The following is a 24,247-nucleotide window of genomic DNA, read 5'->3' as shown; positions in this document are numbered from 1 at the left end:
TATCGGAGAGACTTATGAAACTACTACGCTATGGGCCTGCTGGCCACGAAAAACCCGGCCTCTTGGATGCGAACGAACAGATCCGCGACCTTTCAGGGGTGATATCTGATCTCGCAGGGCCGGTTCTGGATGATGCAAGCCTTGCAAAACTGCGTAATCTTGATCCAACCACCTTGCCTTTGGTGGGTGGGGACCCTCGCATCGGGCCTTGCGTCGGCAACGTGGGCAAGTTCATTTGCATCGGTTTAAACTATGCCGATCACGCTGCTGAAGCTGGCATGGAATTGCCGCAAGAACCTGTGATCTTCTTTAAGGCCACGTCTTCGATCATCGGATCAAACGACACCGTTGATATCCCTCGGGGCTCAGTCAAAACCGATTGGGAGGTCGAGCTGGGCGTGGTTATTGGCAAGCAAACGAAATACGTGACCGAGGCCGATGCACTGGATCATGTCGCGGGCTATTGTGTCGTGAATGATCTGTCCGAACGTGACTTTCAAATCCATCGGTCCGGTCAATGGGTGAAGGGCAAATCAGCTGATACCTTTGGGCCAATCGGGCCTTGGCTCGTCACCCGAGATGAGGTTTCTGACCCTCAGAACCTGCCAATGTACCTTGAGGTCAATGGTCATCGCTATCAGGACGGCAGCACCAAGACGATGCACTTTAGCGTCGCTACCGTAATTTCGCATTTGTCGCAGTTCATGTCGTTGCAGGCGGGCGATGTGATCTCGACCGGCACGCCTCCGGGCGTGGGCATGGGGCAGAATCCAGAAACCTACCTAAAGCCGGGCGATAAGATGGAATTGGGCATCGAAGGTCTCGGCATCCAACGCCAGAACGTACAGGCCTCTGCATGACTACGATCACCAATCTACGCACCCACGACCTGCGCTTTCCGACGTCTGAAAGCCTTGATGGCTCGGATGCGATGAACCCTGACCCTGATTATTCGGCGGCCTATGTGGTTCTGGAAACCGACGGCCCGCACGAGGGTCACGGGCTGACCTTTACCATCGGGCGCGGGAATGAGATTTGTGTCGCAGCAATTCATGCTCTGCGGGACCGTCTTGTGGGGCTTGATCTGGATTGGATTAAAGAGGACATGGGCCGGTTCTGGCGGCATGTGACATCTGACAGTCAACTGCGCTGGATTGGTCCCGACAAGGGCGCGATCCATTTGGCAACGGGTGCGGTGGTCAATGCCGCCTGGGATTTGTGGGCTAAAGAAGCTTGTAAACCAGTCTGGGAGCTGGTGTCCGAAATGTCGCCTGAAGAGATCGTTCAGCTGGTCGATTTTCGGTATATGACCGATGCTTTGACCCCCGAAGAGGCGCTCGAAATTCTGAAGCGCGCCGAGGCGGGCAAGGCGGATCGCGTCACCAAACTCAAGGCCGAAGGCTATCCGTGCTACACCACCTCGGCAGGCTGGCTTGGCTACCCCGACGACAAGCTACGCCGCCTGTGCCGAGAGGCCAAAGACGCGGGCTTTACCCATACAAAGTTCAAAGTGGGCCGTGACCTGGAGGACGACATTCGCCGCCTGACGATTGCCCGCGAAGAACTTGGCTGGGACATGAATATCATGATCGATGCCAATCAGGTGTGGGAGGTTGATCAAGCGATAGACTGGATCAAGGAATTGGCGTTTGCCAAGCCATTCTTCATGGAGGAACCGACCTCGCCCGACGACGTGTCCGGGCATAGAACGATCCGCGAGGCGATCGCACCCATCAAAGTGGCTACAGGCGAGATGTGCCAAAACCGGATCATGTTCAAGCAGTTCATTAAGGAAGGCGCTATTGATATCGTCCAAATCGACAGCTGTCGGATGGGCGGATTGAACGAAGTTCTGGCAGTGATGCTGATGGCTGCGAAATACGATTTGCCGGTTTGGCCACACGCGGGCGGCGTGGGCCTATGCGAATATGTGCAACATATGTCGATGATTGACTACATTACTATCACTGGCGAAAAAGACAGCAAGCGGATCGAGTTTGTGGATCATTTGCACGAGCACTTCGTTGATCCTTGCGTGGTGCAGAACGGCGCTTATACGGCCCCATCCTTGCCCGGATTTTCTATCGAGATGAAACCGCAATCTATTGCGGATTATACGTTTCGACCCAAGATTGCCGCTGAGTGATGTTTGAGCTTCGTCAAATCGGACAAACCAAAGTCAGCGTCACATCTGTGGCATTCGGCTGCGCGTCGATCGGGAATCTCTACCGCGAGGCCACGGAGGCTGAAGCCCAAGCCGTGCTAGACAGCGCGTGGAGGAGTGACATACGTTATTTTGACACCGCTCCCCACTATGGGCGCGGGCGTTCAGAACAACGGTTGGGGCGGTTTCTGGTCAATAAACCTCGCGATGACTACGCACTTTCGACAAAGGTCGGCCGGGTTTTGTCGGCAGGCGCGCAGCGGGCTGAAGCGGATAGTTATATCAATCCGCTGCCCAACGATATGCGCTACGACTACTCTGGCGACGGGATTGAATCCGCCCTTGAGGGCAGTCGGTCACGCCTTGGCAGCACCTACATCGATATCGTCTATGTGCATGACATCGGCACATATACGCACGGGACCGATAACGCCGCGCACATGGATGCGTTCTTGGGCGACGGATATGAACGTCTTGTTCGGCTGAAAGAAAAGGGCGCGATCGGAGCTATCGGCTTGGGCGTGAACGAGAACGAGATCTGCATAGAGATTATGAAAGACCACCCTTTGGACGTGATCTTGCTCGCAGGGCGTCTGACATTGCTTGATCGCTCTGCCGAAGAAACACTGGTGCCCATGTGCCACGCGGCTGGCACTTCGCTGGTACTAGGCGGTGTGTTCAACTCAGGCGTCCTCGCAACAGGGCCAATTGAAGGCGCGACATATGACTATGGGCCGGCGTCGGGCGACGTTCTGGCAGCCGTGACAGAGCTTCAGGCAAAGGCAGAAAGCCTGTCAGTACCTCTTTCAACGGCAGCACTTCAATTCGCAAAATGCCACCCACAGTCTGCATCCGTTCTTATTGGAACCGCGGAAGCTTCGATGCTATTGAGCAATTTAGCGGCATTAGAACACGTACCACCAGAAGGTTTTGCTCAGACGTTCACACTCTAGTTCAGTGCTCCCACCATCAGATCATGTCTCGTTGGCGATCAATGGTCCCGAAATCTAACACGGTCCTTGTTTGTCACATCGCAGGTCGTCTGGTTTCAGGACAGCGACTGTTCTCTCAGTGAACGTTTGCTGCGATATCTCAATTCAGAGGCTTGGGCTCGGCGCCGCTTTGAGGAGGCAGTGCGGCACCCTGATCACGAGCCTTAACGGTTGAATGAGCTGTCACAGGTGGATGTAAATAGCCAAGTTAGCGATTCAACCGCGCGACTTCGTCGATCCCACGTCTTAGATCAGGCTTTGCCCAGTGAGGTCCGCATGACCAAAGATGTTTCAATCAACACACTACTCTGGGTCTGAGTAGCGTTGACGAGGCCAATAAGAATATTTGCGGCCTCCTTGCCCATGCGCCGGTGTGGGACGTGGACAGTGGTTAGTGCTGGCGATGAAATTTTCGCAATCTCTATGTCGTCAAAACCAGTCACCGAAATATCCTCGGGAACGCGCAAGCCTAATTCCTGCGCCTTGGCGATTGCTCCAACAGCCAAAACATCGTTGCCGCAAATAACTACAGAGGGCCGGACAGACTGGCGCAAGAGCTCTTCTAGCGCCGCACCACCTTCGTCAATTCCATATTCAGCTTCAACAATCGACAGCTCCGTTTCGGGAATGCCTGCCCCAGTCATCGAGGCACGAATGCCTCTTAGGCGCTCACTGGCTCTATCATTACCCTCGGGGCTGGCAGTAATCGTTGCAATGCGGCGATGCCCCATACTGATTACCTTATCGGCCAAGGCTTTCATCGCTTCGTAATTATCAAAGCCGACGGTCGAGACTTTGGCATTCTGATCAAAAACCCAGGCCACAACAACCGGGACATTCTGGCGCTTGAGGAACTCATAAATCTTGGGGTCGCGGTGGAATCCGATAAGCAAAATTCCGTCGGCGCCGCGCGACACCAAAGTACGGATCTGCTCTTCTTCAAGCTCCGTTTGGTAGGAAGAGGATGCAACCAGCAGGGTGATCCCACTGCGTCCCAGCTCTTCTTGAAATGCTTGCAATCCGCGGGCAAAAATGGCGTTTTCCATCGTCGGGATGATCGCGCCAATTGTGTTGGTCCGTTTCGCAGCTAGCGCACGGGCATTAAAATTTGGCGCGTAGCCAAGTTCTAGCACAGCATTCCCGACTTTTTTGCGTGTTTCCTCAATGACCCGGTCCGGTGAGTTCAGATAGCGCGACACCGTAGCCGTGGACACACCGGCAAGCCGTGCGACGTCGGCTAGGGTAGGGGTTCGGCCGTTGTTCTCGTCATTGCTCATCATTCTGGCTCTGTAACGTGTTTGTTAGTTTTTCACACCCCATCTCTGAAATCTAGTTGGTCTTGTCTTCGATCATTGATGTAAGCGCTTGCACGGCGTCGGTGTAAGCGCTTACATTAGTCCTGCGAATCAAGCTTTTCACTGTTTTCCCGGAGAAATCGATGCTTTTGATCCTAGCCCTTATTCTTTTCGCTTTGTTCGGTACGAATGTGGCTTTGGGATCCATGGGATTAGGAGGGTTCCTGGGGGACGTGTCCGAAATGCTGTTTTTGCTCGCTGCTTCGGTAATTTTTGTGGCGGCAATTTTGCAAAGGGAAGCTGCTGAAAAAAAAGCCAAAGAGCAACAGCGCTGAACTGTCCATCGGGAGGAAAACATGGACCGGAACAACAAAGAACTCGCTTCGGCGTCGCGCCGTAACTTTTTAAAACTGGCCGGTACGGGCAGTTTCACAGCTGCGTTGGTGGCTGGTGCCGCAGGCACGCTTTGGTCCACAGAGGCCGTTGCCCAAACAAACAAAGAAGAGCGTGAGCGCGAACAGGCTGCCGCACATATCATGACATTGGCCACAGCCTATGTTTTGGGAGCGTCGCGCAGCTATCCAATCATGCAGCTGGACCTCAAAGAGAACATTCAGAACGCCACGAACGGTAAGGTTTATGTGAAACTTGCACCTGGCGGGCAATTGGGGGCCGGCGGCGCATTGGTGCAAAAGGTTCAGGGTGGAACCATTCAGGCAGCACAGCATTCGCTGTCAAATTTTGCCCCTTTCGCCTCTACCGTCGATTTGATCAATATGCCGTACCTCTGCGGTTCCAATCAACGTTTCACCAATCTGGTGAACTCCGATCATTGGAAAACTGAAGTTCATCCCAAAGTCGAAGCCGCTGGCTTTAAGGCATTGTTCTATGTGAATATTGATCCTCGCGTTGTTGCTGTCCGCAAAGGTGGCGCCGGAGCGGTGCTTTCTCCGGCGGATCTCAACGGCGTCAAATTTCGCGTTCCCGGCTCTAAGATGCTGCAGCAATACTACCGTCTCGTTGGGGCAAACCCCACGCCGGTCGCCTGGGGCGAGACACCATCGGCGATCAAGCAGGGCGTCGCTGATGCGCTCGATCCTTCGGTGGGCGCACTCTATGTCTTTGGCTTCAAGGATATCCTTAGCCATGTCACCTTCACCCAAGCCGTGCCAGACAGCCAAGTCTATTCGTGCAATCTGGAATGGTTCAACAGCTTGCCTGCAGATGTGCAAGAAGGGGTCATGTGGGGTTCTGAGATGACCGCGCATCAGAACCTCTCCAAAGTGCCGTCGGCGCGGGCCTATGCGATGTCCGAGCTGGCAAAATCCGGTGTGGAATTTCATTCGCTGAGCGATGACCAATTGTCGGAATGGCAGGCAGCAGGTGGCTATCAGCGGCCGGAGTGGGATGAGTTCAAGAAAGAGCTCGCTGGGTCCATGGATTCGTTTGCCAAGCTGGAAGAGGCCGCTGGGACGCAAGGCAAGTACTTCGTCCACGACGCATAAATAACGCACGTTGGGGGCCCGTTGGGGGCTCCCACATTTCTGCATGAACCGACGTTTGTCTCCACGTCGGTCCCCTCACCATTAGCCGTCGAGGCCCGTGATGAAGTTTCTCAGAAACATAGATCAGAATGCCGAGCGTTGGCTCCTGTTGGTCTTTTACGTGATGCTTGTCGCCACAATGGCAATCGAAGTGCTTCGCCGGGAAGTTTTTTCGTACTCATCGATCTGGGGTGAAGAGATCGTTCGATACTCGTTTATCTATCTTGCCTGGATTGGCGCTGCCGCGGCAGTGAAGGAGCGGGCTCATATCCGCATTGATGTCTTATTGCACTACCTTGGGAACCGACCAAAGGCGGCCGTCTACATCTTCGGTGATTTGGTGATGTTCGTCGTAGCCATAGTGGCCCTTTATTGGTCGTTCGAAACCGTTCTGGTGTCTGCCAAATTTGGGTCGGTGACGGACGGTCTTCGCATATCAAAAGTTTGGTTTCTTGCTGCAGTCCCTGTGGGTTTCGGATTGATGATTTTCCGGCTCACCCAATCGCTCCTGCGGGATCTCCGATCGCTTCGTGATGGCACCGCCGTCTACGAAGGCGACAAACTGTTTGATTGAGGGATAACATCATGCTCTGGAATAATCTTCAGCAAACGGTTGAACTTGGTTGGGATTTCTATCTGCCTGTCATTCTTTTTGTCGGGCTCATTGCAATGGCCGTGCCTGTTTGGGCCTCTATCGGGTCGGCGGCTATTCTTATGCTGGTCATGTCCGGAGATCTGCCGCTCAGCCTGGTCGGTGAGAGCCTGTTTACAGGCATAGACGCCTTTGCGCTGACGGCTGTACCGCTGTTCATCCTGACCGGAGACGTGCTGGTTCGCACTGGTCTAAGCCGCAAATTTTTGAATGTGGCAGAGGCGCTGACCTGCTGGGCGAAGGGAGGCTTTGGGTCGGCGACGGTTCTGGTCTGCGGAATGTTTGCTGCCATATCTGGTTCTGACGCGGCTGGTGCTGCAGCCGTTGGTCGGATGACCATCGCGCGATTGGTCGAAAGCGGCTACCCACGCCCCTATGCCTGTGCGCTGGTGGCCGCAGGTGCCTGTACTGGCATCCTGATCCCGCCGTCCATTGCATATATTATTATTGGCCTTGTACTGGGCATATCGGCATCGACCCTATTTCTGGCGGCCCTAATCCCTGGCCTTGCGATCCTAATCGCGATCCTCGTTACGAATATCGTGGTGAACCGGGTCTACGGCTATGAGGGCGGCGGCAATATGAGTGTCGGCGAGTGGTTCACGAACCTGCGCCGCGCCCTCGCTTCCGACTGGTATGCGTTCATTGTTCCCGGAATTATCTTTTACGGCATCTTTTCCGGCCGCCTTACCCCAACAGAAGCCGGCGCAACTGCTGTAGTCGTTACCATCATAATGGGTTTTATCCTCGGCACACTGAAATTGGCGGATTTCCCGGCGATGCTGGTAAGCTCTGCAAAGGTGAACGGCATTATTTTACCGATCATCGCATTTTCTGCCCCCTTGGCCGAAGCGCTTGCCATCATGGGGGTGCCTCAGGGATTTGTCACCGCTGTGACCTCGTTGACTGAGGATCCTTACGTTCTGATCCTGTTGATGATTGGCATCCTGATCGCTGCCGGCTGCGTTATGGAAACCACTCCGAATATTGTGATCCTCGCGCCGATCCTGAAGCCTCTGGCTGACAACATCGGCATGAACGAGATCCAATTCTGTATCATGATGATCACTGCACTGGGCGTCGGCTTTATCACCCCACCGCTCGGGCTCAACCTTTTTGTGGTGTCAGGCATAACCGGTGAATCCATTCTCAAGATTGCGGCCCGCGCTGTGCCTTTTGTGTTCTTCATGCTGCTTGTCGTCCTGCTGATCGCCTATGTGCCCGCAATCTCGACATCCTTGCTTCCCGATATCTACAAATAGGATCCATAAAATGGCTCGTGACTACCTTAAGAAAGCATCTTTGACGTCCAGATCGAATGCGTCAGATGTGCATGACACGGTGGTAAAAATCCTGTCTGACATCGAGGCCGGCGGTGATGCCGCAGCCTTGGACTATGCGGCCAAGTTCGACAAATACGATGGCAGTGTTCTGTTGAGCGCCGAAGAGATCGAGGCCGCATGCCGATCGGTGCCGGAGAAATTGAAGGCTGACATCCAGTTTGCCCACGACAATGTCAAACGATTTGCCGAGAAGCAGAAATCTACTGTGGCAGATGTTGAATACGAAATTGTTCCGGGGCTTATCGCAGGCCAAAAAGCGATACCGGTAGATGCTGCTGGCTGTTACGCGCCGGGCGGGCGTTACAGCCACGTGGCCAGCGCGATTATGACAGTGACAACAGCTAAAGTTGCGGGTTGCAAGCATATCACCTGCTGTTCCCCGCCGCGTCCGGGTATTGGGATTGCCCCCGCGATTGTCTATGCCGCGCATATCTGTGGCGCGGATAAAATCATGGCCATGGGAGGGGTGCAGGGCATTGCAGCAATGACTTTTGGTCTGTTTGGCTTACCCAAGGCCAACATATTGGTTGGTCCGGGCAACCAGTTTGTTGCGGAAGCAAAACGCATCCTCTTTGGCCGCGTTGGTATCGACATGATCGCAGGGCCGACAGATAGTCTGATACTGGCTGACAAGACCGCAGATCCGCATATCGTTGCCACTGACCTCGTTAGTCAGGCAGAACACGGCTACAATTCGCCGGTCTGGCTGGTCACGGGTGACCGGGCCTTGGCCCTGGATGTTATGTCTCGTGTGCCTGCGTTGATCGATGACTTGCCCGAGGTGAACCGTGAAAATGCAACAGCTGCGTGGCGAGACTATGCCGAGGTCATTGTCTGTGCAGATCGCGAAGAAATGGCGGCAACTTCAGATGATTATGCGCCCGAACATCTGACTGTTCAGGCTGAGGATCTGGATTGGTGGCTGGAGCGACTGACATGTTACGGCTCATTGTTTCTTGGTGAAGAAACCACTGTATCTTATGGCGATAAGGCAGCAGGGACAAACCATGTATTGCCCACCTCTGGTGCGGCCAATTACACAGGGGGGTTGTCCGTCCACAAGTATATGAAAATCGTTACTTGGCAGCGGGCCACACGCGAAGGCTCCAAACCGGTCGCCGAAGCCACCGCGCGCATTTCCCGACTGGAAGGCATGGAAGGACATGCCCGTGCCGCAGACGTTCGTTTGGCGAAATACTTTCCGGATGAAACTTTCGACCTAACAGCAAATGGGTGAGCGTCGAGAGCAGTTTTCAGTGCGCGGTAAAGTCGCTTGCGTGACTGGTGCGAGCTCTGGACTCGGTCGCCACGCGGCTACGGTTCTGGCACAGGCAGGCGCGAGAGTAGTCGGTGTGGCCCGCCGCAGTGATGCTTTGGCCGAATGGCAGGCTGAGGCAGGCGGCGAGACCAGCGCAGTAACATGTGACGTCTCAAACCGTGATGGGTTGGGAGATTTGGCGCAGGAGGTCAGCAAACCATTCGGAGCGCCGGATATCCTGATCCACGCTGCAGGTATCAACACACGTCAGGCCGCCGATGACGTTACCCCCGACGGGTGGGACGTTACTTTGAGTTTGAACCTATCAACCCCATTTTTCCTTAGCCAATATCTAGCACCGTCGATGAAGGGCAGGGGATGGGGCCGGATCGTCAACTTTGCGTCGCTACAAACCTCGCGGGCCTTTCCTGGAGGCATCGCCTACGGCGCAAGCAAAGCGGGGATTGCCCAACTCACCCGCGCCATGGCGGAAGCTTGGTCGCCACATGGTATCACGGCAAATGCAATCGGGCCTGGTTTCTTTGAAACGGAACTGACGGCAGCCGTCTTTGATGATCCCGCCCGTGCGGCAGCCAATGCTGCTCAAACCTGCATAGGGCGTAATGGTGAGTTGCAGGACCTTGATGGCCCGTTGTTGTTCTTGTGTTCTGATGCTTCAGCCTATGTGACCGGTCAGGTGCTGATGGTCGACGGAGGTTTTACAGCAAAATGAAGGCGTTAGTATATACTGGTCCCGAGCAGCTAAGTTATCTTGATGTGCCACCTCCAACTGTAGGGGAGGGTGACCATTTGGTTCGGGTTTGTTGTGTCGGGATTTGCGGTTCAGACATGCACGCCTACCTTGGGCATGACGATCGACGTCCTGCACCCTTGATCCTTGGTCACGAAGTTGCGGGTGTTATTGAGGGCGGTCCACGCGATGGTGAGCGGGTGACGGTCAATCCTTTGGTCACCTGCGGTACCTGTCCAGCCTGCAGGGAGGGGTACGACAACTTGTGCCCGAAGCGCCAGATCATTTCGATGCCGCCGCGTGAGGGAGGATTTGCAGAGTTCCTGGCGATACCCGGTACAAATCTAGTCAAGGTGCCAGATACTGTGTCACTATCCCAAGCCGCCTTGGCTGAACCCATCGCCTGCGGTTGGCATACGGTGCGGCGATCTCTGGCTGTTCTCTACGGTGCACACAACAGGGCGTTGGTCTTGGGCGGCGGAGCCATCGGTCTGGGGGCTGCACTCAGCCTGAAGGCACAGGGCATAGATGATGTTACAATCGTAGAGCCCAACCCGGCACGGCGAACCTATCTAATAGACGTCTGTAGTCAGACTGTGCTGGAGACTGCGCCGGAGAATGGGCTGTTTGATCTTGTCATAGACGGGGTTGGATATACATCAACGCGTGCCGCTGCCTCGGCCTGCGTCCGGCCTGGAGGCGTGATTGGCCATATCGGTTTGGGCGAGGATCAAGGCGGTCTGGATATCCGCCGAATGACGCTTCAGGAAGTGACTTTCGTCGGTACCTATACCTATACCGCAGAAGATTTTCGGCAGACGGCGCATGCCATTTTTGAGCAGCGACTTGGTGCATTGGACTGGACCGACCATCGGTCCCTCGCAGATGGCGGGGGGGCCTTTGAGGATATTCGCAATGGTGCCGTAGCCGAGCCGAAAATTCTGCTTGTCCCAACAGCCGCTCCAGAAAGGAACTGAGCCATGTATGAAAAGATCATCCTCGCCCTGTCGTTGGAGCACGGGTTTGCCGAACAGGCGATAGAGACAGCACAACGCCTAGGGAGCAAGAGCGCAGAAGTTATTGCCGTGCATGTCTATGAACCACCCAGTGGATCTGTCAGCGCCTATCTGGACGATGATCTCGTGCAGAAGGCCTACAATGACGCCAAACGTATGCTGACAGCGCGTGTCAATGGAGTCGCGAACGTGACGCCCGTGATCCTTAAAGGGCATTCCAGCCGTACCATCACCGAATACGCCACTAAGATTGGAGCTGATGCGATCATTGTCGGCTCCCACAAGCCCGGCTTGCGGGATTACTTCCTCGGCACCACTGCAGCCCGGATCGTTCGCCAAGCGTCGTGCGCTGTTATTGTACTGCGTTGAATTTTCTTCTCAAAAGGAGGCCTTTTTGTCTATCAACACAAAAATCGTTGATGATCTGGTGGCAAATGACATCAGCTTCGTCACCACTGTTCCCTGCAAGCAATTGGCAGGCGTCATCGATGAAATTGATGCCCGACCGGGTGTTCTTCACATCCCGTCAAACAAAGAAGACGAGGGCATGGGGCTGTGTGCAGGCGCATGGATGGGGGGCAAACGCCCAGCCATCATTATGCAAAACACCGCCATAGGCGTAACTATCAACACGCTGGCTACCTTGATTCAGTACTACCGGATGCCACTGCCCATGCTGATCTCATATCGGGGTGAGCTGCGAGAACCAGTCGCCTGTCAGGTCGAGATGGCCGTTCACACCAAGGCGCTGCTCGCTCAGATGAATATCCCGACCTATCATTTTCACAGGCAATCGGATGCTGACGAGCTGGATAACATCCTGAAATATACCTTCATGTGCAACAAGCCGGTCGCCATTCTGACCGATGCCAACTTCTGGGGAGGCTACGGCGACCAATGATCCGTTCTGACATTCTAAAAGACATCGCTCCCATTCTGCGGGATCAACTGGTGGTCTGCAACATCGGCCTGCCCAGTCAGGAACTGCATATGATCGACGACCAGCCAAGCACCTTCTACATGCTTGGTACCATGGGGCTATCGTCCTCTATCGGCTTCGGTCTGGCATTGGCGCAGGACAAAAAGGTGATTTCCATTGATGGGGACGGCTCCGTCCTGACCAACTTTGGCACGCTTCCAACGATCGCCAACAATCCCGCTGATAACTATATTCTCCTGATCATTGACAACGGCAGTTACGGATCAACCGGCGATCAGCCGACATATGCGGGGAAAAAGACATCGCTGGCAGCGGTAGCCCGTGCTTGCGGTTGCGAGAACGTCGTCGAGGTTGCCGCCGAAGAGACCGCAGCAGCCCTTCGGCACGCGATAGACGCAGATCAGATGACTATCATTGTGTCTAAATGCGAAAGCGGCAATATCCCTGTGCCAGTCATTACCATGGACCCGGTTGTTATCCGGGACCGGTTTATGAAAACAGTGCAGGCATAGGGCTATCCATGCTTTTTGAGACTGGCATCCACAGCTCTGCGGATGCGCGTCGTTTGGCGCGTAGGCGCCTGCCTTGGATGGTATTTGATTACATCGATGGGGCGGCAGGCCAGGAACATGGTGCTGCTCTGAGCCTGCGAGCGATGCAGGACATTAGGCTGACGCCGCGTGTTCTCAGAAATGTAGGGAAACGGGACTTGTCGGTTACCCAATTTGGCAAGCTGGCGTTGCGACCCTTTGGCATCAGTCCGATGGGAATGTGCAACCTCGCAGCCCCAGAAGCCGATCTGATGCTGGCAAAGATCGCCCGAGAACATCGGGTCCCGCACGGGGTGTCGACTGTCGCATCCACTGACCTCGAAACGCTTTACAAAGCGTCCGGTGGCACTGCTTGGTTTCAGTTGTATTTCAGTGGGGATGGCAGCGGCACGCTAAAACTATTGGACCGCGCCAGAGAGGCTGGGTACGACACACTGGTGTTGACCCTGGATGTTCCTGAGGTTGGGCGACGTCCGCGCGAGCTGCGCCATGGTTTCAAGATGCCGTTTCGCATCGGTCCCAGGCAATTTCTGGATTTCGCGATGCACCCGGGCTGGTCTCTCGCATCGCTGGCAAAAGGCAGCCCCAAACTGGCCAACTTTGATGGCAAGGATTACGTCTTTGATCGAACCGAAAGCCGTGCCGCAGCAGACTGGGGGTATTTTGATACCTTGCGTATGGCTTGGCCGGGAAAGCTCGTTGTCAAAGGTGTCTTGAGTGCCGACGATGCGCTGCGCCTTCGCGATGCCGGTGCCGACGCTATCCAGGTGTCCAGTCACGGATGCCGTCAGCTGGACAGCGCTCCGCCCGCCATCTTGACCTTACGTGAAATACGCGAAGCTCTAGGTTCGGAATTTCCACTTTTCTTTGATTCAGGCATTCGCTCAGGCGAAGATATCGTCAAAGCCTATGTCATGGGGGCTGATTTTGTTTTCCTTGGTAGGATATTACTGTTCGCCATAGCAGCAGGAGGCATCGAAGGTCTGCGAACCCTCTGGTCCGTTCTAAGCCAGGAAATTAGCCTCACGATGGCTCAACTGGGTGTCACAACGATTGCAGAATTGAAAGATGTCAGTCACCTATGGACGCCACCGAATGGTTCCTAACAACTCAACCTGCCACCGAAACTCAGCTGTGAGCTAAATTTTCAGATGCTGGACCTGTAAAGTGGGCTCGGTCAATCCGGTTCAAAACTCAATAGATCGCCGGGCTGGCAATCAAGATAGGTGCAAATTGCGTTAAGCGTTGAGAACCGGACACCCTTTATCTTGCCCGATTTGATCAGCGACAAGTTTGTTTCCGACAACCCAATCGCCGCGGCCAGTTCGCGGGAAGAGGTTTTTCGTTTCACCAGCATCAGGTCGAGGTTCACTTGGATGGTCATGACATCGCCCTCACAAAAAATGCTTGGTTTCGTCTTCGGCCAGCCAAGCACGTTCCAGCGTTTGGGAGATCGCCAGCAAGACAATACCAATGATTGCAAAGACAATATCGAGATCGAGCGGATCCCAGCCAAATTGGAACCCCTCGAGATTGGGCAACCCGATAACGATAAGATATTGCATGCCGCCTGAGAGCAGGTTGTAGCCCAGCCAAAACCCTAACAACCCCCAGGCGATACGGCGCAGGTTCTTCCCCAAATCCCGAAAATCCTGATTAGGCCCTCCACTAAGAATGACCCAGCCGCCACGATATGCACTGGCCAGCGATACAAGACCGAAGACAGTAATCAGCAATCCTACAATCACGGTCCATGTAGGTGGTGTTGTGGATTGAGTAGGGAAATCAAAGGCCTCCCAGACCTCATTGTGAAGGCCGAACAACTGACCAATCCAAAGATACCCGAGCATAGATGCATAGTAGGCTAAGCTGAGCGTCATCGCGGTCTTGGCTATAAGGTTCATCGTGTAGTCCCGGATTGTTTTGGACGCATGTAAAGCAGAGTTCTATGCTGCACCATACATAACATAATTTAAGTAAAACATAAAAATATTGTTGTTAAAGGCAACAGCGCACCCTAAATAGCCACGGAACATCAATAGTCGCTGCCATGCAAACCCAGTCTGGCATGTGAGGAGGCGCAATGACACTGAAGTCGATAGCCGGTCGCAATTCCGGTGCTGTCATTGGTGATCTGGCAAGTGAGGTTTCTGACGCAAAATCGTCGGTATCGTCGACGTCAGAAACTAATTTGTTTCAGTTTCATACAGGTAAGTAGGTAAAAAAATGTCAGATAAAAACAACATCCAGCGCCGTCATTGGTTTAAGGGCGGCTTAGCAGTTCTCGTATTTTTGGTCGCTACAAAGGTCCTAACCGGTTGTGGCATGGTGACGATTGTAGCCATGAACCAGATCAAAACGACGCATTTCGAAATACAAGATAACTCTCTCTTGATGCGTGGAGTGATTAACTCAAAAACACTGGCTCAGTTCGAAGACATCATCGCGGAGAACCCCAATATTACCACTTTGGTAGAGTTGGATGTTCCCGGCTCTGTCGACGACGACACGATGATCGCGTTGTCATACCGCGTTCGAGAACTGGGTCTGAATACGCATTTGACTGCCAACAGTGAAATCTATTCCGGTGGCGTTGATCTTTATCTGGCAGGGGTCAAACGCTCGATGGAACCGGGTGCAACTATCGGGGTTCATTCGTGGTCCGATGGCTCTAGAGATGCAAAAGACTACCCGCGTGATTCCCCTGCGCATGAACAGAACCGACTGTATATCGAGCGGATGCTAGACGACGATGCATTCTATTGGTTCACCATCTACGCTGCCCCTGCCGATGGAATGCACGTGATGACTGGGGCTGAAATTCGTAAGTACAAACTCGTCAATGGCTAGAGCCAGACGTGTGGATCTTCAGGTCGCAACTTAGCCGTCAGATACAGATTGCAACCTTTTCATCGGTTCGCATCCGCCATCGGAGTACGGCCCGGAGACGTTTTGATGCTGTATGACGATCCGCGAGCCGTAAAGTATATTTTTCGGGTTAGAGTATTGCTGTGCGTGCAGAGTTGACATTCGTTCCTATGCGACGAACGTCAACTATGAATCATACGAACCATCGGTTGGAGTGCGAAAAATGGATATCAAACGTGTTCTAAGCAGCGCGCGGGGACGAAGCGATGCTGTCGCATTTAATGGCATGGCATTTCTAGTCGCTTACGATCCCGACGCAGCAAATGGAATTGAAGCACAAACGCGCAATTGCCTACGCTTTCTGGATACCAAGCTGTCCGAGGTCAGCAGCGGAAAACATGCACTTCTCCAGGTTACAGTGTTTCTAAGCGACATGACGATGAAACCAGCCATGGATGAGGTCTGGTGCAATTGGATTGGACCGGAAAGAAACTGGCCCCAAAGAGCATGTGTTGGTGCAGACTTGGGCGATGAAGTGTCACTGATCGAGATCACGGCAATAGCTGCGCAATCCAAGAACTAACAACGGTGCAAAGTGCCGCACAGAGAATTTTGTGTTTAAAGCGTATATTTGCACTGCGCGAGACAATCTCTATGCTGCAGGCCTCTAGTGGCTTCGACCGGTGGCTATGCGGACAATCCAGGCTTTGAAGCTACAATGCTGAATGGCCGCTAGGACCGTACCACAGCGCTGCTCGGATATAACACGCAACGCGTTCCCAATTGAACAAAAATCAGATTTTTGCGTGCTGTCAACGCGCATTTTGGTCATTTGAGCGAATCTCATCTTCAAACCCGACACGGTCAGACCGAACAGTGTTGTAGGCTTCGTTCATAGGCTCATCAGCTTCATTGTAGGTGCCACCCCACAAAATGATCTCTGACAGAAGTGGTGCAAGGTCACGCCCTTTTGGCGTCAACTCGTAGAGGGAGCTTCGCCAGTTGGTGGGGTTTTTCCGCTTTTCAACGATACCTTTGTCTTCCAGATGCTTCATGCGTTGGGCAAGAATGTTCGTTGATATTCCCTCCCAACCCTCCAGCAGTTCTGCATAGGTTTTTACGCCCTTTATCGCGAGGTCGCGGATGATCAACAGTGACCAACGATCCCCGAAAACGCTGAGAGCGTAGTCGATGGGGCATCCTGACAGGGGGCGTTTGGATTTTGCACTCATTTTGTAATCCTAAAATATCAACTTGCAATTTGCAACCACACAGATCAAAGATGTGTCTACTTGCATAATGCAAGTTGTTAGGAGCGTTACGATGAACCCGCCAAAATCCAATCTGGATTCCAGGCTCTCCCGTCGCGAGTTGCTTATGGCAACGGCCGGAGCCGCCTTGGTCCCTTCGATCATTCAAGCAAAGGAATACCCTATGACAACAAAAGCCTTCGTTTACACTGAAGTCGCAATTTCGATTCCATTTGACCAGGCGCCATGGCCAACCATCAACGAAGAAATCAAAAAACAACCGGGATTTCTAAACAAGACGTGGCTGCACGGCCATGGAACAAGCTCGGTTGGGGGCTTTTATGCGTTCGACAGTCGTGAGAACGCTCGCGATTTCGTAACGGGATATTTCCCGACAGAGCCCCGCGCTTTTGGCGTTGCGCATAATACGCGGGTGTTTGATGCCGAGATTGTTAAAGAGGCAAGCGAGGATCTTGGCGCGGTGCACTACGGGGCGTCGCCTGCAAAGGCACCCGGGGCCTTTGTTTACACCGAATTGCAGCTTTCGCAGCCCTTCGAAACCTTTGATTGGCACGCTCGCAACAGGAAACTCAAACAGGTGCCTGGCCTTCAAAGTAAAATTTGGCTCAGCGGTGTTTCGACCAATACGCTCGGTGGCTTTGATGCTTTCGACACTTTGGATCTGGCGCTCGACTATGCGATTCACCAATTCCCTGAAGTTGCCGAAAGCTTGGGGGCTGCCTTCTATACAAGGGTTTTTGACGCGACGACCACGGCAGAAGCAAGCCGTCAGATGCAATCGCCATTTTATCGCTGATTGAAGTCTACTGTCGCGTCTTGGCATAAGCCGGGGCGCGGCTCATTCCCTTGGCATAGTATTGATATAGTGCATTCGAGAAAAATGCAGCATTAGGCACCTTGGGCACGAAGCTGCCTTGCGGTGATGTCGCGACGGTTTCTTGGTGTTCGAAGTCTGGATCGCGGATAATTCCGCTGTTCTTGATGTTCTCCCAAACGGCGGCTTGGGATCGGTTCAAGTGGCAGAGATTTGAGCCCATCTCCGCCACCTGTACAATTTTATAGCGAAGGACTAGCTATTTGCGTCAAACACCAAGCGCATAGTTACCGGGCTAACACGCGTGATGGAATCGAGACTTGCCAGTTCTTGCAGTTTGTCGATCCCTTCGTTGAACGCAGTATCTTCCGTGCTGAGCATGATCATACCATTGGTCGTGACTAGAACTTTGTCCTCGCTCAGACGCATCACAAAGATGGACGCATCCAATTCGGTGTCCGTGCCCAGCAGGCTGAGAGCGCCGCTGGTGTCAATAACGGTAGCTTGGTTCACAGAAAGGTTGCCAAGTTCAGCCATGTCCACTTCAGCGGCAATTGTCGCTGAGGGTGCATTTTGGAATACAAACTCCGCCATACGTTCGTTGCGGATATCGATCATGGTTTCCAGCGATGCCAAACCCACTGTGATTGAGACTTTGCCGTGCACATCCACGGATCCGCTCATGTCACTGAATGTGTGGTTTTCCCCTGTGTAGTCGTTCTTGATAGACCCAAATGAGATGTTCGAGAGTGATGGATCGAGCGTCCAAACCGCGGCCTTATCCCCAGCGTAGCTTGCCCCAGCCCATATCGAAACGAGTACCGCCGCGGCATAGATATTAAATTTGCGCATCAGATTTCCCTGCCTTAAAAGTTACTTTCCGCCGCATGTTTTTGTAGCGGCCACTGAGTAAACACCTTGGGGAGCGGAATTATTCGTTGGTTAAATAACAAAACCCGAAGAAAGGCTGTGACGGATGGCCTGACCTCGATCTATCCACGTCTGTGGCGGTTTTGTTTAGTCCTGACCAAAAGCCGACCGGCAGCGGATGACCTGGCACAGGCAACGTCTGAACGTGCTATCTCGCAAGCGGATAAATTCGAAATAGGCACAGACCTGGATCGTTGGCTTTTTACAATCGCGCGACGTATATGGCTGAATGACATACGCAGCGCAAAGGTGCGCTCTGGTCGGGGGCTTGTGTCTGTAGAAGACACCGATCTGGAGGATAACTCGCCACCTGTTGAAACGAATATTTTTGCGCATCAGGTGTTAGAGAGAATACAGGCGCTTCCGGAAGGGCAGAGATTGTGCGTTCTTCTGGTTTATGTTGAAGGCTATTCTTATAGAGAAGCGGCGGACATGCTGGGTATTCCCATTGGAACAGTGATGAGTAGATTGTCGACAGCGCGCCGAGCGATTTCGGATCATGTAGGAGAAGAGAGGATGGAGAATTGAATACGCCCAGCTCTTCGTTTTCTGATGGCGATCTGATGATGTTTGCTGACGGTGAGGCCAGTGCTGAGCTGGCTGAGAAGCTAACGATAGCGATGCAAACTGATGCAATACTGGCGAGACGGGTGGGTGCTCTTCAAACGCAGGTTGCTGACGTGCAAAGCGCCTTAGATTTAGATCTACTTGGCGCTCCCCCAATGCCCGAACACCTACTCGAGGCCGCGCCAAAGCCCAGAAGATATGCTGTCCCGCTTGCTGTTGCTGCGTCATTTGCGCTGGGGATGGTTGCGATGACTATTCTGCAACCCAAATCGAATTGGGTTGACCAGGTTGCATCCTATCAAGCCCTATATGTGAAAGAAACGCTGGCGGGCGGTCTGCAGGATCCAGCACTTACTCAGGCTGTCCTTGGGCAAATGCAGCAGAAGATTGGGATCGACTTAAAGGCGATTCCTGAGCTGGATGGGATGACATTTAAACGCGCTCAGATGCTCGCGATTGATGATGCCCCACTGGCGCAAATTGCTTATCTGGCAGACGACGGAACACCATTCGCGCTGTGCATTATGCGCATCGGCGGTCCAGATCAGATCACTGAACACATTCAGTCACATGACCTCTCGGCGACGACCTGGAGCAAAAATGGGGTTGGTTATGTGCTGATTGGCGGATCAGATGCAGCCCGCGTATCAGAGATTGCAACAGATCTGCACACAAAGATATGACCTGCTGATCATGGGGCGACCTGTTCCGCGCGCGCCCCAAACAACGGCCGCGCGCAGGTCGTAAGCCTAGCTTGCCTGAAGCAAACCACAGACGATGCGAGCGCCTGCGCCACCGATCGGCTGTGTCACCTGATCATCTGCTTCAGCGTGGATTACGATCGCCGTTCCGTCTTCATCCATTAGCGGCAAGTCACCACTATCCAAGAAGACGCCAGTCTTGAAAAACTGCATTTCACCCACGCCGTTCTCACCGACATAAATGTTCCCGAGATCACCCATCCCTGGGCCTGCAGCATTCAGGAGACCATGTTCACCTTTGCCTTCTCCGTGGTGGCCGTGGGAGGATTTAAATCCCGTTTGTTCGGCGCAATGCGCTTTGCTGTGAAAATGGACCGCTTTGGGGCCCCGCGGCAGGTCATTTACTTTGATGTGAACGAGCAGGCCATGCGGGCTTTGAGTGAGGTCGGCGGCACCGATGATTGCGCCCTCGATATTTTTCAACTCAGCTGTTGCAGCCGCTGCATGCCCGCCAGCAAGTGCCACCTGAGAGCTCAATCCAATGACGCCCAAAAAGCCAAATGCACTCAGCAGAGTAGGTGTAGATTTCATCATTTTTTCCTTTGTCGATGTTGGTACACAAAGGAAACACAGCAGGGGTAACCTTTATTCGACAAATTCAGTTGGTCACTTTGACGCAGTTGTTTTCATCGATGATTGTTGAACGGGATCAAGCCTGTTGTCCTCACTGTGCTGCATTCTGGTAAGTCTGCCGTGAGTGTGATTGTACAAAGGCTCTCTTGTATCAGAATGATCATTCTGTTAAATTAAAGAGATGCCACGCCAGACATCCTTTACGACAGAACAGTTAGCCGACCGGGCATTGCACAGGTTCTGGGTGCATGGATTTCATGCGTCATCCATGGATGAACTTGTTAAAGCGACCGGTGTCAGTCGTCACGGAATCTACACAACGTTTGGGGGTAAGAAAGCGCTCTTTCTGGCCTGTTTTGAACGCTACCAGCAGATTGTTGTTACGCCAGCGTTTGCCGTTGTCGAAACACCTGGTGCAGGTCTGGACAGCGTTGCGGCGTATTTTGAAAAACAAATCACCAGTGGCGAGGCGGCAGGCCTGCCCGGGCCAGGTTGTTTTGTTGCGAACTCCGCAACCGAAGTGGCACCGGACGATCCTGCTGTGATGACAGAGGTTCAACGACACAATGATCGTTTGAAGATCGGGTTTGCCGCTGCGTTGGAGACAAGCATACCAGACATCAGCGAGAGAAAGGCCAGTGATCTGGCCGATGTGATGGTGATTTTCACCAATGGTCTATGGACCATGTCGCGTAATACGACCGACGCCGACGCGTTACGTCGGACGGTTCGAAATTTTATAAGCCTTTTATCGGAAGACAAAATATGAGCACGATAACTCAGGTTCCAAAAGCCAAGCGTCGTATGTCGCCTCTGGCCATGGCATTCCTCGTCAACTGTCTTTGGATCAACGCATCTGAGGTTTTTCGCTATTTCACCTTCGTGATGCCAATGATGCGCGAGGCCTTTCCAGCCCTGCCTGACGTTGCCCCGATGAATGTGTCTATATTTCTGATCTGGGGCGTTTGGGATACGATCATCGTTGTCACGGCTACGTTGTTGCCGTGGACAGCCATGAAGGTCTACGGGTCTTCACTGTTGCATGCCGTTGTTTATGGAAGCGCGGTATGGCTGGCGGTTTTCGTCATACTGTGGCTAGGGCTCTACAATATGAACCTTGCCACTCCACAAATGCTAATGGTGGCACTGCCGTTGGCATGGCTAGAACTGATCGTCGCGTCTGTGATTGTCTGGTGGTTCGCCTCCAGAAATGCGGTGGAGGAAATATGAGCAAAACCCTATCAGAGTTCATGCTAGCCCCAGATCGATCGAACCTTTGGTCGGCGCGAAAACGCGACTTGCGATGCACCGCACTTAGACTTCGCGATGGGTCACTTTGTCTTTATAGTCCGGTTCTTGGATTAGGTGATCTGGCACGCGAAAGCCTGGCATCTCTTGGTGATGTGTCCGTCCTTCTTGCGCCGAACCATTACCACCATAAGGGTCTGGCCCAATACGCTACGGCCTTCCCTGATGCTGAACTGATTTGCTCTAATTATGCGCGCCCGCGGCTTGAAAAGCAGACCGGCCTCTCGTTTGGGAATCTGACGCGTTTGGCAAAATTGCTGCCCGACGTCTACCAGATCGTTGAACCAGAGGGGTTAAAGACCGGTGAAGTCTGGCTCACTTACCAGACGTCCACAGCATGTGGCTGGATCGTCTGCGATGCATTCAAGGGATCTTCGAATAAGGCGGATGACGTTGCAAGGCGGATTGAATTATTGAAAGCGTTCCCGACCTTTGGGATCAAAGACAAGGATACCTATTCGATCTGGGTTGAAGGGATGCTAGCGACCAAGCCGCCCAACACCATATTGCCCTGTCACGGCTCAATTGTAGAAAGCGAAAACCTCGCTGTAGACATTAAGTCCTTGTTGGCTTGATACTCGCAGCTGATCATCAAGACCGAGGTTTCTATCTGCCACAGCATACTCTGTTTTTGTTTATGGGCAGACCTACGTTGTCACCGGGATCCGCGATGGCCAAGGGCAGACGAACATAGGACGCTTGATCTGAACTGATCAGGGTTTCCGTCTGTGGTGGCCGCCAGGTATGCGCAGTATGTTTCGATACTTGGCGACAGTTCTGCGAGATACTGTGAAATTCAGTTAATAAAGCTGTTGAGCCAGTTGCTCATCAGATCCGGGCCGTTTGGGATCTTCTGTTTCGATCAACAACGCAAGCCGTCGAAGTGCCTGGTCACGTGTTTTGTTGTGCTGACCATCCTTGGTGAGCGCGCGTGCCAGAAAATCATGTGCGTGGAACGTTCCGCGATCTGTCATGATGCTGCATGATTTGAACGTGCGGGTTATCGTGCTCTTGTTCACACCGATATGGCTGGCAAGCTGTTCGATTGTAGGTGGTTGATGGTCGCGATCACGGCCGGTTTGAATGTACTTTTCCTGCTGCTTTGCGATTGAGCTACCGGTCGCCAGAAGAGTGTTCGCCCGCTTTTGCATCGCGCGAACCATATTGGTCGCACTTCGATGGTAATCCAGATAATAGGCGTGCGAAAGTCGGTCAGTTTCGGTCGCCATTGTTTTGGAAAACAGCACATTGTCTGTCGGGACACGGGGCAGGGTGGCCTCGTTTAGTTCAGCTTTGAGGTCACCGCCTAGCGTCTCCTTTATCATAATCTCAGGTGCGGATTGCACATTTGGGCTGTCTGGCCGTTGGCGCAATAGAGCCGGATCCAGTCCATGGATATCGTCCAACATGTCGACGGCGGCTTCTTTATCAATGTCGAACAGGATGCTGCCGGCCCCCGGAGTTGGTATCCGGGGGCCGGCAACAGGTGGTGGTACTTCGCGATTTCTCAGCGCCGTCTTGTCTGGCTCAACACCATGCAAGTAGCGGGTCAACCAAGGTTCGCGAGATAGCACAGGATGATCATTTTAGGGTCTAGTAATCCACAGGAATAACTTTGTTTTCTTCAGAACCCTGGAGCGGGGTTGAGGACGAGTCTTCTTGATCCTGATTGAAGCCAGGGTCGGTTTGGTGGGTATGGGCCCCACGGTCCGCGTTGTTGAGCGCTTGCGATGCGGCGGCGCGCACATCATGTGCTTTCCCGCCGAAGCTGTGGCCATTCAAAGGTCCGGCCATGGACGCTCCGGCGCTCATGACCAGTGCGAATACTGTGGCGGCTGTAATCATTGTCTTTTGCATCTGTCTTATCCTTTTGAGGTTGAGCGTGTGTGTCACGCTGTCTGTGCACTCAATTTGGCAGCTTACGGCGCGGATTTATTGTGCTGGCGGCTCAGGGTTTTGCGAAAAAACTTCAATTGAACGGGCTCAAGCGTATTTGCGGTGGGGCCGTCTCTGTCAGATCAACATCGGCTTGGCGGCCACCGCGCTGATCATCTGGCTTGGGGCAACATGGGGTTAGGCGTACACTGGCCGTAGGGAAAATATGCTGACCTGTTTCCGTTCAGAAGCCGGGTCCCGGCATTTGCAGCCAGGGCCCGGCGGTGAATGGCAGTGCTCCGCGCCGTCTCATCGAAGACGTGTCGGGATCAACAGAACGCTTGAACCGGACAACCGTAGAACCAGATTGGATCAACATTACTCGGCGTCTTACCAATAACCCAAGATTGCTTGCCATCGCCGTCAACGGGGATAAAGACAACATTGGGCAACTCCGTGCTCGGGTTCGAACCAGTCACTGTAGTGGTTTGATGGGCCAGGGTACTCTGATCAAACTGGCTGAGTGTTTGTGATACAGATGAACGAACATCCTGTGTAAACGCACGGTTGCCGTTGCCCCCCAACGGGCCGGCCATGGAGGTTCCAGTACTCAAAACAAGTGCGGCCACTGTAGCAGTTGTAATCATTGTCTTTTGCATTTGTCTTCTCCTTTTGAGGTTGAGCGTGTGTGTCACGCTGTCTGTGCACTCAATTTGGCAGCTCGCGGCGCGGATTTATTGCGCTGGCAGCTCAAGGTTTTGCGAAAAGACATCA

Annotated in this window: 32 protein-coding genes and 1 pseudogene; 23 read left to right on the top strand and 10 right to left on the bottom strand. The window is 53.3% G+C overall.

Annotated elements, in window-relative coordinates; all coding sequences use genetic code 11:
- The first annotated feature begins 14 nt into the window (after positions 1-14).
- Genes ACEWZM_RS00165 through ACEWZM_RS00155 form a run of 3 tightly spaced genes read left to right on the top strand, consistent with a single transcriptional unit; the run spans position 15 to position 3,117 of the window.
- Positions 15-860, top strand: coding sequence for a fumarylacetoacetate hydrolase family protein (locus tag ACEWZM_RS00165; protein WP_414004516.1), 846 nt, complete (start codon positions 15-17; stop codon positions 858-860).
- Positions 857-2,146 (top strand): L-fuconate dehydratase, encoded by a 1,290-nt coding sequence (locus tag ACEWZM_RS00160; protein WP_414004515.1) that lies wholly within the window; start codon positions 857-859, stop codon positions 2,144-2,146. Before ACEWZM_RS00165 ends, ACEWZM_RS00160 begins: the two co-directional genes overlap by 4 nt.
- Positions 2,146-3,117 carry an aldo/keto reductase gene (locus tag ACEWZM_RS00155; protein ID WP_414007909.1) on the top strand — a complete coding sequence of 324 codons (972 nt, stop codon included), beginning with the start codon at positions 2,146-2,148 and terminating at the stop codon, positions 3,115-3,117. Before ACEWZM_RS00160 ends, ACEWZM_RS00155 begins: the two co-directional genes overlap by 1 nt.
- A gap of 290 nt (positions 3,118-3,407) precedes the next feature.
- Here ACEWZM_RS00155 and ACEWZM_RS00150 read toward each other — a convergent pair whose 3' ends face one another.
- Entirely contained in the window at positions 3,408-4,436 is a 1,029-nt protein-coding gene (locus tag ACEWZM_RS00150) for a LacI family DNA-binding transcriptional regulator (RefSeq protein WP_414004514.1), read from the bottom strand.
- Between the two features lie 158 nt (positions 4,437-4,594).
- Between ACEWZM_RS00150 and ACEWZM_RS00145 the strand changes: the two genes are divergently transcribed.
- The 11 genes from ACEWZM_RS00145 to ACEWZM_RS00095 all read left to right on the top strand — a co-directional run bounded on the left by ACEWZM_RS00145 (position 4,595) and on the right by ACEWZM_RS00095 (position 13,612).
- Positions 4,595-4,786, top strand: a complete 192-nt coding sequence (locus tag ACEWZM_RS00145) for a hypothetical protein (protein ID WP_414004513.1) — start codon at positions 4,595-4,597, stop codon at positions 4,784-4,786.
- 21 nt (positions 4,787-4,807) lie between these two features.
- Complete coding sequence (locus ACEWZM_RS00140; protein WP_414004512.1) at positions 4,808-5,956, top strand: TRAP transporter substrate-binding protein; 1,149 nt, start codon at positions 4,808-4,810, stop codon at positions 5,954-5,956.
- 100 nt (positions 5,957-6,056) lie between these two features.
- Positions 6,057-6,569 (top strand): TRAP transporter small permease, encoded by a 513-nt coding sequence (locus ACEWZM_RS00135; RefSeq protein WP_414004511.1) that lies wholly within the window; start codon positions 6,057-6,059, stop codon positions 6,567-6,569.
- An 11-nt stretch (positions 6,570-6,580) separates the two neighbouring features.
- On the top strand, positions 6,581-7,909 hold the full coding sequence (locus tag ACEWZM_RS00130) for a TRAP transporter large permease (RefSeq protein WP_414004510.1): 1,329 nt from the start codon (positions 6,581-6,583) through the stop codon (positions 7,907-7,909).
- Positions 7,910-7,919: 10 nt separating this feature from the next.
- Positions 7,920-9,227 (top strand): histidinol dehydrogenase, encoded by a 1,308-nt coding sequence (hisD, locus tag ACEWZM_RS00125; protein WP_414004509.1) that lies wholly within the window; start codon positions 7,920-7,922, stop codon positions 9,225-9,227.
- Positions 9,220-9,981 carry an SDR family NAD(P)-dependent oxidoreductase gene (locus ACEWZM_RS00120; RefSeq protein WP_414004508.1) on the top strand — a complete coding sequence of 254 codons (762 nt, stop codon included), beginning with the start codon at positions 9,220-9,222 and terminating at the stop codon, positions 9,979-9,981. Before hisD ends, ACEWZM_RS00120 begins: the two co-directional genes overlap by 8 nt.
- Complete coding sequence (locus ACEWZM_RS00115; protein ID WP_414004507.1) at positions 9,978-10,976, top strand: zinc-dependent alcohol dehydrogenase; 999 nt, start codon at positions 9,978-9,980, stop codon at positions 10,974-10,976. Before ACEWZM_RS00120 ends, ACEWZM_RS00115 begins: the two co-directional genes overlap by 4 nt.
- A gap of 3 nt (positions 10,977-10,979) precedes the next feature.
- A complete protein-coding gene (locus tag ACEWZM_RS00110; RefSeq protein WP_414004506.1) occupies positions 10,980-11,384 on the top strand; it encodes a universal stress protein in 405 nt (134 codons plus the stop codon).
- 25 nt (positions 11,385-11,409) lie between these two features.
- Entirely contained in the window at positions 11,410-11,916 is a 507-nt protein-coding gene (locus ACEWZM_RS00105) for a sulfopyruvate decarboxylase subunit alpha (protein ID WP_414004505.1), read from the top strand.
- On the top strand, positions 11,913-12,467 hold the full coding sequence (gene comE, locus ACEWZM_RS00100) for a sulfopyruvate decarboxylase subunit beta (protein WP_414004504.1): 555 nt from the start codon (positions 11,913-11,915) through the stop codon (positions 12,465-12,467). Before ACEWZM_RS00105 ends, comE begins: the two co-directional genes overlap by 4 nt.
- Positions 12,468-12,475: 8 nt before the next feature.
- A complete protein-coding gene (locus ACEWZM_RS00095) occupies positions 12,476-13,612 on the top strand; it encodes an alpha-hydroxy acid oxidase (protein WP_414004503.1) in 1,137 nt (378 codons plus the stop codon).
- A 71-nt stretch (positions 13,613-13,683) separates the two neighbouring features.
- Here the strand turns inward: ACEWZM_RS00095 and ACEWZM_RS00090 are convergent, their stop codons facing one another.
- Complete coding sequence (locus ACEWZM_RS00090) at positions 13,684-13,890, bottom strand: helix-turn-helix domain-containing protein (RefSeq protein ID WP_414004502.1); 207 nt, start codon at positions 13,888-13,890, stop codon at positions 13,684-13,686.
- Positions 13,891-13,900: 10 nt separating this feature from the next.
- Positions 13,901-14,410 carry a hypothetical protein gene (locus tag ACEWZM_RS00085; RefSeq protein ID WP_414004501.1) on the bottom strand — a complete coding sequence of 170 codons (510 nt, stop codon included), beginning with the start codon at positions 14,408-14,410 and terminating at the stop codon, positions 13,901-13,903.
- Positions 14,411-14,589: 179 nt separating this feature from the next.
- Between ACEWZM_RS00085 and ACEWZM_RS00080 the strand changes: the two genes are divergently transcribed.
- The 3 genes from ACEWZM_RS00080 to ACEWZM_RS00070 all read left to right on the top strand — a co-directional run bounded on the left by ACEWZM_RS00080 (position 14,590) and on the right by ACEWZM_RS00070 (position 15,957).
- Positions 14,590-14,724 carry a hypothetical protein gene (locus ACEWZM_RS00080; protein WP_414004500.1) on the top strand — a complete coding sequence of 45 codons (135 nt, stop codon included), beginning with the start codon at positions 14,590-14,592 and terminating at the stop codon, positions 14,722-14,724.
- 8 nt (positions 14,725-14,732) lie between these two features.
- Positions 14,733-15,356, top strand: coding sequence for a COG3904 family protein (locus ACEWZM_RS00075; RefSeq protein WP_414004499.1), 624 nt, complete (start codon positions 14,733-14,735; stop codon positions 15,354-15,356).
- Between the two features lie 241 nt (positions 15,357-15,597).
- The gene (locus ACEWZM_RS00070) at positions 15,598-15,957 is read left to right on the top strand and encodes a RidA family protein (protein ID WP_414004498.1); all 360 of its coding nucleotides are present in this window, start codon (positions 15,598-15,600) and stop codon (positions 15,955-15,957) included.
- 229 nt (positions 15,958-16,186) lie between these two features.
- Here the strand turns inward: ACEWZM_RS00070 and ACEWZM_RS00065 are convergent, their stop codons facing one another.
- Complete coding sequence (locus ACEWZM_RS00065) at positions 16,187-16,606, bottom strand: winged helix-turn-helix transcriptional regulator (RefSeq protein WP_414004497.1); 420 nt, start codon at positions 16,604-16,606, stop codon at positions 16,187-16,189.
- 202 nt (positions 16,607-16,808) lie between these two features.
- Here ACEWZM_RS00065 and ACEWZM_RS00060 point away from each other — a divergent pair, with 202 nt between their 5' ends.
- Positions 16,809-17,441, top strand: coding sequence for a YdhR family protein (locus ACEWZM_RS00060; protein WP_414004496.1), 633 nt, complete (start codon positions 16,809-16,811; stop codon positions 17,439-17,441).
- A gap of 7 nt (positions 17,442-17,448) precedes the next feature.
- On the opposite strand, the gene ACEWZM_RS00055 is transcribed toward ACEWZM_RS00060, so the two are convergent.
- Together ACEWZM_RS00055 and ACEWZM_RS00050 are read right to left on the bottom strand one after the other, a co-directional pair.
- On the bottom strand, positions 17,449-17,682 hold the full coding sequence (locus ACEWZM_RS00055) for a hypothetical protein (protein ID WP_414004495.1): 234 nt from the start codon (positions 17,680-17,682) through the stop codon (positions 17,449-17,451).
- Between the two features lie 32 nt (positions 17,683-17,714).
- Positions 17,715-18,311, bottom strand: a complete 597-nt coding sequence (locus tag ACEWZM_RS00050; protein ID WP_414004494.1) for a YceI family protein — start codon at positions 18,309-18,311, stop codon at positions 17,715-17,717.
- Positions 18,312-18,428: 117 nt separating this feature from the next.
- On the opposite strand from ACEWZM_RS00050, the gene ACEWZM_RS00045 reads away from it, so the two are divergent.
- Positions 18,429-18,917, top strand: a complete 489-nt coding sequence (locus ACEWZM_RS00045; RefSeq protein WP_414004493.1) for an RNA polymerase sigma factor — start codon at positions 18,429-18,431, stop codon at positions 18,915-18,917.
- Positions 18,914-19,639, top strand: coding sequence for an anti-sigma factor family protein (locus ACEWZM_RS00040; RefSeq protein ID WP_414004492.1), 726 nt, complete (start codon positions 18,914-18,916; stop codon positions 19,637-19,639). The genes ACEWZM_RS00045 and ACEWZM_RS00040 overlap by 4 nt, the downstream gene beginning before the upstream one ends.
- 66 nt (positions 19,640-19,705) lie before the next feature.
- Here ACEWZM_RS00040 and ACEWZM_RS00035 read toward each other — a convergent pair whose 3' ends face one another.
- Complete coding sequence (locus ACEWZM_RS00035) at positions 19,706-20,248, bottom strand: superoxide dismutase family protein (protein ID WP_414004491.1); 543 nt, start codon at positions 20,246-20,248, stop codon at positions 19,706-19,708.
- 223 nt (positions 20,249-20,471) lie between these two features.
- On the opposite strand from ACEWZM_RS00035, the gene ACEWZM_RS00030 reads away from it, so the two are divergent.
- Genes ACEWZM_RS00030 through ACEWZM_RS00020 form a run of 3 tightly spaced genes read left to right on the top strand, consistent with a single transcriptional unit; the run spans position 20,472 to position 22,173 of the window.
- Complete coding sequence (locus ACEWZM_RS00030; protein WP_414004490.1) at positions 20,472-21,059, top strand: TetR/AcrR family transcriptional regulator; 588 nt, start codon at positions 20,472-20,474, stop codon at positions 21,057-21,059.
- Complete coding sequence (locus ACEWZM_RS00025; RefSeq protein WP_414004489.1) at positions 21,056-21,520, top strand: hypothetical protein; 465 nt, start codon at positions 21,056-21,058, stop codon at positions 21,518-21,520. Before ACEWZM_RS00030 ends, ACEWZM_RS00025 begins: the two co-directional genes overlap by 4 nt.
- Positions 21,517-22,173 carry a hypothetical protein gene (locus tag ACEWZM_RS00020; RefSeq protein WP_414004488.1) on the top strand — a complete coding sequence of 219 codons (657 nt, stop codon included), beginning with the start codon at positions 21,517-21,519 and terminating at the stop codon, positions 22,171-22,173. Before ACEWZM_RS00025 ends, ACEWZM_RS00020 begins: the two co-directional genes overlap by 4 nt.
- A gap of 138 nt (positions 22,174-22,311) precedes the next feature.
- Here ACEWZM_RS00020 and ACEWZM_RS00015 read toward each other — a convergent pair.
- From ACEWZM_RS00015 to ACEWZM_RS00005, 3 genes and pseudogenes are all read right to left on the bottom strand, one after another.
- Positions 22,312-22,923: pseudogene (locus ACEWZM_RS00015) on the bottom strand (RNA polymerase factor sigma-54).
- 268 nt (positions 22,924-23,191) lie between these two features.
- Positions 23,192-23,455, bottom strand: coding sequence for a hypothetical protein (locus ACEWZM_RS00010; protein ID WP_414004487.1), 264 nt, complete (start codon positions 23,453-23,455; stop codon positions 23,192-23,194).
- A 347-nt stretch (positions 23,456-23,802) separates the two neighbouring features.
- A complete protein-coding gene (locus ACEWZM_RS00005) occupies positions 23,803-24,132 on the bottom strand; it encodes a hypothetical protein (protein ID WP_414004486.1) in 330 nt (109 codons plus the stop codon).
- Between the last annotated feature and the right edge of the window lie 115 nt (positions 24,133-24,247).

Origin of the sequence: Phaeobacter cretensis (genome assembly GCF_047372505.1) — a bacterium.
In the GTDB taxonomy this organism is placed as follows: domain Bacteria; phylum Pseudomonadota; class Alphaproteobacteria; order Rhodobacterales; family Rhodobacteraceae; genus Phaeobacter; species Phaeobacter cretensis.
The sequence above is the reverse complement of the archived record's forward strand: the minus strand, read 5'-3'. Positions and strand labels throughout refer to the sequence as shown.

Coding starts and splice junctions, on each gene's coding strand:
- ACEWZM_RS00165 (WP_414004516.1), top strand. CDS start 15: ATGAAACTACTACGCTATGGGCCTGCTGGCCACGAAAAACCCGGCCTC.
- ACEWZM_RS00140 (WP_414004512.1), top strand. CDS start 4,808: ATGGACCGGAACAACAAAGAACTCGCTTCGGCGTCGCGCCGTAACTTT.
- ACEWZM_RS00130 (WP_414004510.1), top strand. CDS start 6,581: ATGCTCTGGAATAATCTTCAGCAAACGGTTGAACTTGGTTGGGATTTC.
- ACEWZM_RS00150 (WP_414004514.1), bottom strand. CDS start 4,436: ATGATGAGCAATGACGAGAACAACGGCCGAACCCCTACCCTAGCCGAC.
- ACEWZM_RS00030 (WP_414004490.1), top strand. CDS start 20,472: ATGCCACGCCAGACATCCTTTACGACAGAACAGTTAGCCGACCGGGCA.
- ACEWZM_RS00120 (WP_414004508.1), top strand. CDS start 9,220: ATGGGTGAGCGTCGAGAGCAGTTTTCAGTGCGCGGTAAAGTCGCTTGC.
- ACEWZM_RS00110 (WP_414004506.1), top strand. CDS start 10,980: ATGTATGAAAAGATCATCCTCGCCCTGTCGTTGGAGCACGGGTTTGCC.
- ACEWZM_RS00115 (WP_414004507.1), top strand. CDS start 9,978: ATGAAGGCGTTAGTATATACTGGTCCCGAGCAGCTAAGTTATCTTGAT.
- hisD (WP_414004509.1), top strand. CDS start 7,920: ATGGCTCGTGACTACCTTAAGAAAGCATCTTTGACGTCCAGATCGAAT.
- ACEWZM_RS00010 (WP_414004487.1), bottom strand. CDS start 23,455: ATGCAAAAGACAATGATTACAGCCGCCACAGTATTCGCACTGGTCATG.
- ACEWZM_RS00085 (WP_414004501.1), bottom strand. CDS start 14,410: ATGAACCTTATAGCCAAGACCGCGATGACGCTCAGCTTAGCCTACTAT.
- comE (WP_414004504.1), top strand. CDS start 11,913: ATGATCCGTTCTGACATTCTAAAAGACATCGCTCCCATTCTGCGGGAT.
- ACEWZM_RS00080 (WP_414004500.1), top strand. CDS start 14,590: ATGACACTGAAGTCGATAGCCGGTCGCAATTCCGGTGCTGTCATTGGT.
- ACEWZM_RS00065 (WP_414004497.1), bottom strand. CDS start 16,606: ATGAGTGCAAAATCCAAACGCCCCCTGTCAGGATGCCCCATCGACTAC.
- ACEWZM_RS00090 (WP_414004502.1), bottom strand. CDS start 13,890: ATGACCATCCAAGTGAACCTCGACCTGATGCTGGTGAAACGAAAAACC.
- ACEWZM_RS00095 (WP_414004503.1), top strand. CDS start 12,476: ATGCTTTTTGAGACTGGCATCCACAGCTCTGCGGATGCGCGTCGTTTG.
- ACEWZM_RS00055 (WP_414004495.1), bottom strand. CDS start 17,682: ATGGGCTCAAATCTCTGCCACTTGAACCGATCCCAAGCCGCCGTTTGG.
- ACEWZM_RS00025 (WP_414004489.1), top strand. CDS start 21,056: ATGAGCACGATAACTCAGGTTCCAAAAGCCAAGCGTCGTATGTCGCCT.
- ACEWZM_RS00035 (WP_414004491.1), bottom strand. CDS start 20,248: ATGAAATCTACACCTACTCTGCTGAGTGCATTTGGCTTTTTGGGCGTC.
- ACEWZM_RS00135 (WP_414004511.1), top strand. CDS start 6,057: ATGAAGTTTCTCAGAAACATAGATCAGAATGCCGAGCGTTGGCTCCTG.
- ACEWZM_RS00020 (WP_414004488.1), top strand. CDS start 21,517: ATGAGCAAAACCCTATCAGAGTTCATGCTAGCCCCAGATCGATCGAAC.
- ACEWZM_RS00060 (WP_414004496.1), top strand. CDS start 16,809: ATGACAACAAAAGCCTTCGTTTACACTGAAGTCGCAATTTCGATTCCA.
- ACEWZM_RS00050 (WP_414004494.1), bottom strand. CDS start 18,311: ATGCGCAAATTTAATATCTATGCCGCGGCGGTACTCGTTTCGATATGG.
- ACEWZM_RS00075 (WP_414004499.1), top strand. CDS start 14,733: ATGTCAGATAAAAACAACATCCAGCGCCGTCATTGGTTTAAGGGCGGC.
- ACEWZM_RS00145 (WP_414004513.1), top strand. CDS start 4,595: ATGCTTTTGATCCTAGCCCTTATTCTTTTCGCTTTGTTCGGTACGAAT.
- ACEWZM_RS00005 (WP_414004486.1), bottom strand. CDS start 24,132: ATGCAAAAGACAATGATTACAACTGCTACAGTGGCCGCACTTGTTTTG.
- ACEWZM_RS00155 (WP_414007909.1), top strand. CDS start 2,146: ATGTTTGAGCTTCGTCAAATCGGACAAACCAAAGTCAGCGTCACATCT.
- ACEWZM_RS00070 (WP_414004498.1), top strand. CDS start 15,598: ATGGATATCAAACGTGTTCTAAGCAGCGCGCGGGGACGAAGCGATGCT.
- ACEWZM_RS00160 (WP_414004515.1), top strand. CDS start 857: ATGACTACGATCACCAATCTACGCACCCACGACCTGCGCTTTCCGACG.